Here is an 11,641-nt window from a genome sequence, read left to right as displayed (position 1 = left end):
GAGAAGTGATTCAACCCGCTTCTCGTGGGCAGGCTATGGTCGCCCAAATGTCCTCGACAACCCCTGACCGCCCCCTACCCACCCCTGAGCGACCGGGGGTGAACAGGGGGGAGGGCATGAGGTCCCGGCCCGCGGAAGGGTCGGGAAAAGAACCGCGGGATCAATTTCACCGCGGTTCTCGACCGAGAAGTCTGACGGACACCGAGGAAATCCGTCAATGCTCACGGGCCATACTTGGTGAAAGGCGAGTCAGGCCCTGCCGAGGCCCTCGTTGATGAACGCGATGAGTTCTTCGTCGCTCGCCGCCTCAAGCTGTGACACGTCATTGATGCCACCGCCCTGCGCGGACGGGGCCTCGGCGGCCGGCGCGTCGGTGCCGTTCCACTTCCCCAGCAGCGACTGCAGACGCATGGTGATACGGGCCCTGGTCACGCTGTCCGGGCTGGCGCCGGCGAGCAGCGACTCAAGCCGGTCGAGCTCTTCCAGCACCGGTGCGCCGCCGTCCGCCTCCGGCACCACCCCGCCGCGCAGGTATCCGGCCACCGCGGACGGCGTCGGGTGGTCGAAGATCAGGGTGGGCGGCAGTTTCAGCCCGGTCGCGGCGCCGAGCCGGTTGCGCAGTTCGACTGCGGTGAGCGAGTCGAAGCCGAGTTCCTTGAAGGCCCGGTTGGCCTCCACCGCGTCGATGCCGGCATGCCCCAGTACGGCGGCGACGGCGCCGCGCACCAGGTCCAGCAGCAGGCGTTCCTGCTCGGTGGCCGACAGGCCCGCGAGCTGCTTGGTGAGCGGTACCGCACCCGTGGGGTCGTCCGCGTGGTCGGGTTGTGCGTTCTCGATGACTTCCCGGGCCTCCGGCAGGTCGTCCAGCAGGGGACGCGACCGGTCCGCGGTGAAGGCGAGCGCGAAGCGCTTCCACTCCATGTCGATGACGGTCAGTGCCGTCTCGTCCCGATCGAGGGCGTGGCCCAGGGCCGTGACGGCGAGGTCGGGCGCCATCTCCAGGATGCCGTGCCGGCGCATACGGTCGCCCACCGGGCCGGCGACCGCACTGCCGTCGCCCCAGGGTCCCCAGGCAAGCGTGGTGGCCGTCAGTCCCTCCGCCCGCCGCTGCTCGGCCAGTGCCTCCAGGAAGGCGTTGCCCGGTGCCTGGTTGCCCTGGCCGGGGGCGCCGAAGGTGGCGGCGAAGGAGGAGAACAGCACGAACGCCGACAGGTCCAGGTCCCTGGTCAGTTCGTGCAGATGCCGGGTCGCCTCCCCCTTGACCCGCAGCACCCGGTCCAGCTGGTCCGGCGTGAGCGCCTCGATGACACCGTCGTCCAGTACGGCCGCGGTGTGCACCACGGCCGTCAGCGGCCGGTCCTCCGGTATCGCGGCGAGCAGTTCACCGAGGGCGGTGCGGTCGGCGACGTCGCAGGCCGCGACGGTCACTTCCGTGCCCAGGGCGGTGAGTTCCTCACGCAGTTCGCCGGCGCCGGGGGCGTCGGGGCCACTGCGGCTGGTGAGCAGCAGATGCCCGGCACCCTTGCGGGCCAGCCACCGGGCCACATGCGCGCCCAGCGCGCCGGTACCACCGGTGACCAGCACCGTCCCCCCGGGCCGCCAGTCACGGACCGCCGGGGTGCGGTCCAGCGGAGCCCGCACCAGCCGTCGTACGAACACTCCCGCGGGCCGCAGCGCGAGCTGGTCCTCGTCACCGGCCGCCGCGAGCACGTCCGCCAGACGCTTCAGCGACCGTTCGTCGGCCTCGTCACCGGCCGCGGACGGCAGGTCGAGCAGACCGCCCCACCGCTCACCGTGCTCCATCGATGCCACCCGGCCCAGGCCCCAGACCAGCGCCTGCTCCGGGTTCTCCAGCCGCTCGGAGGGGCTGACGGAGACCGCGCCGCGGGTGGCGCACCACAGGGGTGCCGTGACCTCCGCGTCGCCGAGGGCCTGGACCAGGGCGAGGGAGCTGTGCAGGGGCTGCCCGGCGTCCAGGGCGAGCAGCGACAGCACCCCGCTGACGGGCTCCCCCTCGCCGAGCTCCTCGCGCAGCAGGGCGGCCAGCGTTTCCCGGTCGGCGGACTTGACCACCAACTGCTGTACTTCAGCGCCTCGTTCGGTGAGGGCCTGGGTCATGCCGGTCGCCAGTGATCCCTGGCTGTCCGGGGACGTCAGCAGCAGCCAGGTTCCGGAGAGGCGTGGGGCCGTCGAGCTGTCGGGCAGTGGTTTCCAGACGACGCGGTACCGCCATCCGTCGAGGGTCGACGTCTCACGGCTCTGCCGCCGCCAGGACGACAGCGCGGGCAGCACCTCGCTCAGCCGCTGGTCCCCGTCGACCGCCAGCTCGGCGGCCAGCGTCTCCCAGTCCTCCCGCTCCACCGCCTCCCAGAACAAGGCGTCCGTACGGTCCGTCGGCGATGCGGGCAGTGCCGCACGGGCAGCGGGCTCGGGCCAGTAGTTCTGGTGTTGGAAGGCGTAGGTGGGCAGGTCGACCCGGCGGGCACCGGTCCCGGCGAACACCGCCTTCCAGTCCACCGACACACCCTGCACGAACGCCTCACCCAACGACACCAGGAAACGCTCCACTCCCCCCTCGTCCCGGCGCAGCGTCCCCACCACGGCGGCCTGCCGGCCCGCGTCCTCGACGCTCTCCTGCACACCCATCGCCAGCACCGGATGCGCACTGCACTCCACGAACGCACCGAAACCCTGCTCCACCAGCACCCTTACGGCACCGTCGAGTTCCACCGTGCGACGCAAGTTGTCGAACCAGTACTCCGCCGCGAGCTCGGGACCCTCCACCCACCGGCCGGAGACCGTGGAAAGGAACGGCACCCGCGCGGGCCGCGGCTCAATCCCGCCCAACAGCCGCAGCAACTCCTCACGCAGCAAATCCACCTGCGCGGAATGCGACGCGTAGTCCACCGGCACCCTGCGGGCCCGCACCCCTTCCGCCTCACAGGCGGCCAGCAACTCCTCCAGCGCCCGCGGCTCACCCGAGACCACCACCGACGACGGCCCGTTCACCGCCGCCACCGACACCCGCTCCTCACCCCAGACGGCGATCCTCTCCCGCACCACCGCCACCGGCAGCGCCACCGACACCATCCCGCCACGCCCGGCCAAAACCCGGCCGATCGCCTGACTGCGCAACGCCACCACCCGCGCCGCATCCTCAAGACTCAAGACGCCCGCCACACACGCGGCGGCGATCTCCCCCTGCGAATGGCCAAGCACGGCAGCGGGCTCCACACCCGCCGACCGCCACACCTCCGCCAGCGACACCATCACCGCGAACAGGGCGGGCTGGACCACATCCACCCGCTCCAGCGACGGCGCACCCGGCACCTGCCGCAACACATCCACCAACGACCAGTCCGTGAACGACTCCAGCGCCGCCGCGCACTCACCGATCCGGGCAGCGAACACGGGTGAAGCGTCCAGAAGCTGCGCAGCCATGCCCGCCCACTGCGAACCCTGTCCGGGGAAGACGAACACCGTCTTGCCCCCCGCACTCACCCCCTGCACCACACCCGGCGCCACCGAACCCGCCTGCACGGCAGCAAGCCCCGCACGCAACCGCGAAGCCTCACCACCCACCACCACCGCACGATGCTCCAGACCCGCACGGCCCACCGCCAGCGACACACCCACATCCACCGGACGCACACCCTCATGCGCATCCACCCACGCCAGCAACCGCCCCGCCTGCTCCCGCAACGCCGCCGCACTCCTGCCCGACAACGCCCACACCACACACCCACCAGCCACCAGACCCGGCTCCCCCACCGACCCCGACCCCGGCTCCAACCCCTCCTCCACCGGCGCCTGCTCCACCACCACATGCGCATTCGTCCCACTGAAACCGAACGCGGACACACCGGCCCGCCGAGCGTGACCGGTCTGCGGCCAGTCGGTGGGCCGGGTGAGCAGCTCGACGGCTCCGGTGGACCAGTCGACGTGCGGGGTCGGCTCGCTGATGTGCAGGCTCGGCGGGAGCACACCGTGCCGCATCGCCAGCACCATCTTCATCACACCCGCCACACCCGCGGCGGCCTGCGTATGCCCGATGTTGGACTTCACCGAGCCCAGCAGCAGCGGACGGTCCTCCGCCCGCCCCTGGCCGTAGGTGGCCAGCAGCGCCTGCGCCTCGATCGGGTCGCCCAGGCTCGTACCCGTGCCGTGCGCCTCCACCGCGTCGACCTGGTCGGCCGACAGCCGAGCGTTGGCCAGCGCCTGCCGGATCACCCGCTGCTGCGACGGACCGTTCGGCGCCGTCAGGCCGTTGCTCGCACCGTCCTGGTTGACGGCGCTGCCGCGCACCACCGCCAGCACCGGGTGGCCGTTGCGCCGGGCGTCCGACAGCCGCTCCACCAGCAGCATGCCCACGCCCTCAGCCGGACCAAAGCCGTCGGCGTCGGCGGAGAACGCCTTGCAGCGGCCGTCCGCGGACAGTCCGCGCTGCCGGCTGAACTCCACGAACAGGCCGGGCGTGGCCATCACATGGGCGCCGCCGGCGAGCGCGAGCGAGCACTCGCCGTTGCGCAGCGCCTGCACCGCCAGGTGGAGGGCGACGAGCGAGGCCGAGCACGCGGTGTCCACCGTCACCGCCGGACCCTCCAGCCCGAACGTGTAGGAGATACGTCCGGACATCACACTGGCGGCGTTGCCGGTCCCCAGGTGGCCGGCGAAGTCGTCGTCGGCTTCCAGCAGGGCGGAGAGGTAGTCGGAGCCGTTGACGCCGACGAAGACACCGGCCTGGCTGCCGCGCAGGGTCCCCGGGTCGATCCCCGCCCGCTCGAACGCCTCCCACGACGTCTCCAGCAGCAGCCGCTGCTGCGGATCCATCGCCAGCGCCTCACGCGGCGAGATCCCGAAGAACCCCGGATCGAAACGCGTCGCCTCCCGCAGGAAACCACCCTCACGCGTGTACGACGTCCCCTGCGCGTCCGGATCCGGATCGTACAGCCCCTCCACGTCCCAACCCCGGTCCACCGGGAACCCGGACAACGCATCCCCACCCGAGACCAGCAACCGCCACAGATCCTCCGGCGACCGCACATCACCCGGGAAACGACAGCTCATCGCCACAATGGCGATGGGCTCCCGGGCCCGGTCCTCGATGTCCCGCAGCCGCCCGTACGCCTCGTCGAGATCCGTCGTGACTTTCTTGAGGTATTCGCGGAGCTTTGCTTCGTTCGCCATGGGCGCTTCACCTATTCGGATGGTCGTCGAGATCGTGGCGGTGGTGGGTGCGATGCGATGGCCGGCTCATGGCTTCAGCTCGCGCCGAACCGCTTGTCGATGAAGTCGAACAGCTCGTCGTCGCTGGCGTCTTCGAGGACCGCCGTGGTCTCACCGCCGCCCTGGCCACGGCGTGCGTCGTTCCACTGCGCCAGAAGCGACTGCAGGCGTACCGCGACCCGGGCGTGTGCCGCGTCGTCCGCCATCAGCGCCGCCAGGCCGTCGGTCGCCGGCGAAGAGAACGCGTTCTCCAGCCGGTTCAGCTCGTCCAGCACGGACACCTCCGGCTCGGCCGCCTCGGGCGCGACCTGCCCGAGCAGGTGCTGCGCGAGTGCGGCCGGTGTCGGATAGTCGTAGACGAGCGTGGCCTGCAGGCGCAGCCCCGTCGCCGTGGCGAGCCGGTTGCGCAGTTCGACCGCGGTCAGGGAGTCGAAGCCCAGTTCGCGGAACGCCTGTCCGGCGCCCACCTCGTCGTGCGAGGTGTGCCCCAGGACGGCGGCCACTTGCCCGCGTACCAGATCGAGCACCGTCTGTTCCCGCTCGGCCGCCGACAGCCGCGCCAGCCGCTGCGCGAGTCCCTCGGCGCCGTCTCCGCCGCCGGTGTGGCCGGCGCCGGAGCGGCGGCGGACCGTCGTGCGCACCAGGCCGCGGAACATCGGCAGGAGGTCGCCGCTCACCGCGGCGGCGCGCAAGGTACCGAAGTCGAGCCCGAGCGGCACCAGGACGGCCTCGCCGGACGCGGTGCTCGCCTGGCAGGCGGCGTCGAACAGGGCGAGTCCCTGGTCCGCCGACAGCGGCAGTACGCCTCCGAGTGCCGCACGGGAGCGGTCGGCGGCGGCCAGCCTGCCCGCCATGCCGCGTTCCTCGGCCCACATGCCCCACACCAGGGACAGAGCGGTCAGTCCGCGGGCGCGGCGGTGGCGGGCCAGCGCGTCGAGGAATACGTTGGCCGCCGCGTAGTTGGCCTGCCCGGCGGCGCCGAGCGTGCCGGCCGCCGCCGAGAACAACACGAACGCCGACAGATCCAGGTCCTGGGTCAGGTCGTGCAGATTGAGCGCCGCGTCGACCTTCGCCCGCAGCACCCGGGCGACACGCTCGGGCGTGAGCTTGTCGACGACACCGTCGTCCAGTACGGCCGCGGTGTGCACGACGGCCGTCAGCGGATGCTCCGCCGGCACCGTCGCGAGGAGTTCGGCGAGCGCCGCGCGGTCGGCCACGTCGCAGGCCGCCACCGTGACCTGTGTCCCCCACCGGCCGAGTTCCTCCCGGAGTTCGGCCATGCCCTCCGCGGCGGGTCCGCTCCGGCTGACCAGCAGCAGACGGCGGGCCCCGTGCTCCGCCGCCAGATGCCGTGCGAGCAGCCGCCCCAGCCCACCGGTGGCCCCGGTGATCAGGACGGTCCCCTCAGGATCGAACGCCGGAGCCGTCCGCTCGACGACCCGCGCCGTACGGGCAAGGCGCGGCACGTACGCGGAACCGGACCGCAGGACGAGTTCCGGCTCCCCGGACATGACGGCCCCCGCAAGAGCGCCGTAGGAGGCATCGGTCCCGTCGGTGTCGAGCAGGACGATCCGGTCGGGGTTCTCCGACTGCGCGGACCGCACCAGGCCCCACACCGCCGCGTGCGCCAGGTCCGCGACGTCCTCTCCCGGGCCGGTGACGACCGCGCCGGCGGTGAGGACCACCAGCCGAGTGCCGGCGAAGCGGTCACCGGCCAGCCAGGACTGCAGGGCGCCGAGTACCCGGGTGACGGAAGCACCGACCTGCGCGGCCAAGCGGGACCTGTCGCCGTGGTGGCCGTCACCGCCGTCGCCGTGCCCGCCGTGCTCGCCGTGAGCGGCGCGCGGTCCGGATACGCACGGCAGCAGGATCACGTCCGGAACAGCACGGCCCGCGCCGACGGCCGTCTCCAGCGACGACACGTCGTCGAAGACCTCGGCCCGGATGCCCGCCGACATGAGCGACGCCGTCACTCCTGCGTCGTCCAGTGCGCCGATGACGGCGTAGCCGCCGCTCTCGGATCCGGCGACGGATGCGACGGGCATGCGCAGCCACTCGAGGCGGAACAGCGAGTCGTGGTGGGCACTGCGGTCGCCCATCGCCGCTACGGTGGCGGCCACCTGCTCGGCGGTGAAGGAGCGCAGGACCACGGACTGTGCCGTCACCACCGGGGCACCGGCGGAATCCGTCGCGGTCAAGGCCACGGAACCGTCGCCCGCGGAACCGACCCGCACCCGCAGCACGGAGGGAGCCGGGGCGTGCAGCACCACCTCCCGCCAGGCGAGGGCCAGATCACCCGCCCTGACACCGCCCGGAGCACACCGGTGAGCCGCCAGGAGCGCCGCGTCGAGCAGCGCGGGAGGCAGGGTGAACCGCTCAGCGATTCCTCGCTGGCCGCCTTCCCCCCGGTCGCCCTCCTCGTGGTCCGGAGCGAGTCGCACCTCGGCGAAGACCACTCCGTCGCGCACCCACACCTGCTGCAGCGTCCGGAAGGATGCGCCGTGCACGACCCCCGCGGCAGCCGACGCCTCGTACAGCGTGTCGACCGGCACCGCTTCGGCACCGGCCGGCGGCCAGACCGCCAAGTCGGCCGCGCCGGGGAGGCTGTCTCCGGCACCCGGGGCAGCGGTGAGCGTGGCGCTCGCGTTGCGGGTCCACGGGAGGTCCGGCCGAATGCCGTCACCGGCACCGGCACCGGAAGTCGCCCGCTCGGGCCGCGAGTACACCGTCAAGGTGCGGCGGTCCGACCGGTCCCTCGTGCCGTCGTCAGGTCCGGACTCGCCGACCTGCACCCGCAGTTGGACGCCGCCGTGCTCCGGCAGCACCAGCGGCGTGTGCACGTCCAGCTCGACCGGCACCGGGCAGCCGACCTGGTCGCCGGCGTGGATCGCCAGCTCCACGAACGCCGAGGCGGGCAACACCACTTGCCCCATGACCGTGTGATCGGCCAGCCAGGGATGTGTCTGCAACGACAGCCGCCCCGTGAACAGGCAACCGTCCGAGTCGGGCAGCTCCACGGCGGCACCCAGCAACGGATGGTCCGCCGAGCCGATGCCGACGGACGTCACGTCGTCGGAGCCGGTGAAGACGTCGACCCAGTAGTGCCGACGCTGGAAGGCGTAGGTGGGCAGGTCGACGCGTCGGGCGCCGGTGCCGGCGTAGTAGGCCTGCCAGTCCACCGCGATGCCCCGGGTGTGGGCGTGCGCGAGGGCCGTGGTCAGGGTTTCCGGCTCCGGACGGCCCGCGCGGAGCACCGGTACGAACGCATGGTCCTCGCCGGTGACGCAGTCCTGGCCCATCGCCGAGAGCACACCGTCCGGGCCGAGCTCGATGAACGTGGTGACGTCCTGGGCTTCCAGGGCGCGGATGCCGTCGTGGAAGCGGACCGCTGCACGGACGTGACGGACCCAGAAGTCAGGGTTGGTGATCTCCTCCGGGATTGCGATCGTGCCGGTGAGATTGGAGACGACCGGGATGCCAGGGGCCTCGTACGACAAGCCCTCGGCGACCTTGCGGAAGGCGTCCAGCATGCCGTCCATGTGCGGCGAGTGGAACGCGTGACTGACCGTCAGGCGACGGGTCTTGCGCCCCTGCTCCTCGAAGCGGGCCGCGATCTCCAGTACGACGTCCTCGTCACCGGCCACGACCACGGAGGCCGGGCCGTTGACGGCGGCGATGCTCACCCGGTCGGTCAGATACGGGGTGACCTCGTCCTCGGTCGCCTGCACCGCCACCATCGCACCACCGGACGGCAGCTCCTGCATCAGCCGGCCACGCGCGGCGACCAGCGTGCACGCGTCCTCCAGCGACAGCACACCCGCACAATGCGCCGCCGCGATCTCACCGATCGAGTGACCGGAGACGAAGTCCGCCTTGATACCCCATGATTCGAGGAGCCGGAACAGCGCCACCTCCACCGCGAACAACGCGGGCTGCGTATAAGCCGTCCGGTCCAGAACTCCGGACTCATCGCCGAACACCGCCTCACGCAACGGCAGTTCGAACCGAGCGAAGACCTCGTCCAGCGTCCGGGCGAACACGGGATAGGCGTCGTACAGCTCCCGGCCCATCCCCAGCCGCTGGCTGCCCTGCCCGGTGAACAGGAACGCCGTGCGGCCCTCACCGACCGTTCCCCGGACCACCTGCGACCCCGGCTCCCCCGCCGCCAGTGCGGCGAGCCCGGCCAGCAGGACGTCGCGGTCCCCACCGACCACCGCCGCCCGTCGCTCCAGCGCGGCCCGCGAGGTGGCCAGCGAATAGGCGACATCTGCCGGCCTCGCATCGCCGTCTGAGGCGATCCGCGCCCACAGGCGCTCGGCCTGAGCCCGCAGCGCCCCGTCGGACTTGGCGGAGAGAACCCACATGGTGCTCAACGGTGCGGCCTGGTACGGAAGGGTCTCCGTCCGGTCCGCATCTTCTGCCGGTGGCTGCTCGAGCACGGTGTGGGCGTTGGTGCCACTCACACCGAAGGACGACACGCCCGCCCGGCGAGGGCGGCCGGTCTCCGGCCACTCCCGCGCCTCCGTCAGCAACTCCACCGCGCCCGCCGACCAGTCCACGTGCGGGGTCGGCTCGTCCACGTGCAGGGTCCGCGGCAGCACACCGTGCCGCATCGCCAGCACCATCTTGATCACACCGGCCACACCGGCCGCGGCCTGCGTGTGACCGATGTTCGACTTGATCGAGCCCAGCCACAACGGCGTGTCCTCGGCCCGCTCCTTGCCGTAGGTGGCCAGCAGTGCCTGCGCCTCGATCGGGTCACCCAGCGTCGTACCCGTACCGTGCGCCTCCACCGCGTCGACATCGGCGGCGGACAGCCCGGCACTCGCCAGCGCCTGCCGGATCACCCGCTGCTGCGACGGACCGTTCGGCGCCGTCAGACCATTGCTCGCACCATCCTGGTTCACCGCCGAGCCGCGGACCACCGCCAGCACCGGGTGACCGTTACGGCGGGCATCGGACAGCCGCTCGACCAGCAGCATGCCCACGCCCTCACCCCAGCCGGTGCCGTCCGCACCCGCCGCGAACGCCTTCACCCGGCCGTCGGCAGCAAGACCACGCTGCCGGCTGAACTCGATGAACGCGCCGGGTGTCGACATCACGGTCACACCGCCGGCCAGCGCCAGATCGCACTCACCACTGCGCAGCGCCTGGGCGGCGAGGTGCAGGGCGACCAGCGACGAGGAGCAGGCCGTGTCCACCGTCACGGCAGGCCCTTCGACACCGAAGGTGTAGGCGAGACGCCCGGAGACGACGCTGGCCGAGTTGCCGGTGCTCATGAAGCCGTCGGTGGCCTCGGGCGAGTTGAGGACCAGGGACAGGTAGTCCTGACCGTTGGTCCCGATGAACACGCCCGCCTGGCTGCCGCGTACGGACGACGGATCGATTCCGGCGCGCTCGAACGCCTCCCACGACGTCTCCAGCAGCAGCCGCTGCTGCGGGTCCATGGCGAGCGCCTCGCGCGGGCTGATCCCGAAGAACGCCGGGTCGAACTCGGCCGCGTCGTAGAGGAAGCCGCCCTCATGCGCGTACGACGTGTTCGTCGTACCGGAAGCGGGAGAGCCGGTGGTGGGCAGCGCGTCCGACCGGGAGCCGTACAGCGAGTCGAGGTCCCAGCCGCGGTCGGTGGGGAAGCCGGAGATCGCGTCCCGCCCGGAGGCGAGGAGCTGCCAGAGGTCTTCCGGCGACCGTACGCCACCAGGGAAGCGGCAGCTCATGCCGACGATCGCGATCGGGTCGTCCGTCGCCTCCGCCGACCGCGACACCGGGCCGCCGGACACCGCCTGCGTGCCGAGCAGTTCGGTCCACAGGTGATCGGCCAGCGCGGACGGAGTCGGGTAGTCGTAGATCAGCGTGGCGGGCAGCGGCAGCTCTCCTGCGGCCCCCAGGCGGTTGCGAAGCTCGACCGCCGTCAGCGAGTCGAAGCCGAGCTCCTTGAACGCGCGGTTGGCGCCGACGGTCTCGGGACCGGCGTGGCCGAGCACGGCCGCGACGGTCTCACGTACCAGATCCAGCAGCAGGCGCCGCTGCTCCGTCTCGGGGAGACGGGACATGCGCTGTGCGAGGGAGGACGCGGGGACCTTGTCCGTGCCGGAATCGGCGGCGGATTCGGCGGGTGCCAGGGCCCCGCGTACTTCGGGGAGTTCCGCCAGCAGGGGGCTTCGGCGCACGGCGGTGAAGCCTGGTGCGAACCGCTGCCAGTCGACGTCCGCAACGGCCACCACCGTGTCGTGCGAGTCCAGTGCGTGCTGCAGCGCGTCGATCGCGGCCGAGGTGGTCATCGGCGGTACGCCGCCGGCCCGCATCCGCTGCGCGAGGGTCTCGTCGGCGGCCATGCCGCCTTCGGCCCAGGGGCCCCAGGCGATCGAGGTGGCGGGCAGTCCGTCGGCGCGCCGCTGCTCGGCGAGCGCGTCGA

At 72.0% G+C, this 11,641-nt stretch carries 1 protein-coding gene and 1 pseudogene; both read right to left on the bottom strand.

What is annotated here, in order from left to right; all coding sequences use genetic code 11:
- Positions 1–249 precede the first annotated feature (249 nt).
- A pseudogene (locus ACFYOH_RS40280) lies at positions 250–5,187 on the bottom strand (type I polyketide synthase); the annotation flags it as partial.
- Between the two features lie 74 nt (positions 5,188–5,261).
- The coding region (locus ACFYOH_RS40275; protein WP_388636222.1) for an SDR family NAD(P)-dependent oxidoreductase at positions 5,262–11,641 on the bottom strand (6,380 nt) is incomplete at its 5' end.

It is taken from the genome of Streptomyces sp. NPDC007856 (assembly GCF_042868225.1).
Lineage (GTDB): Bacteria > Actinomycetota > Actinomycetes > Streptomycetales > Streptomycetaceae > Streptomyces.
Note: the sequence above shows the minus strand (reverse complement) of the source record. Positions and strands in the feature narration are given on the sequence as shown.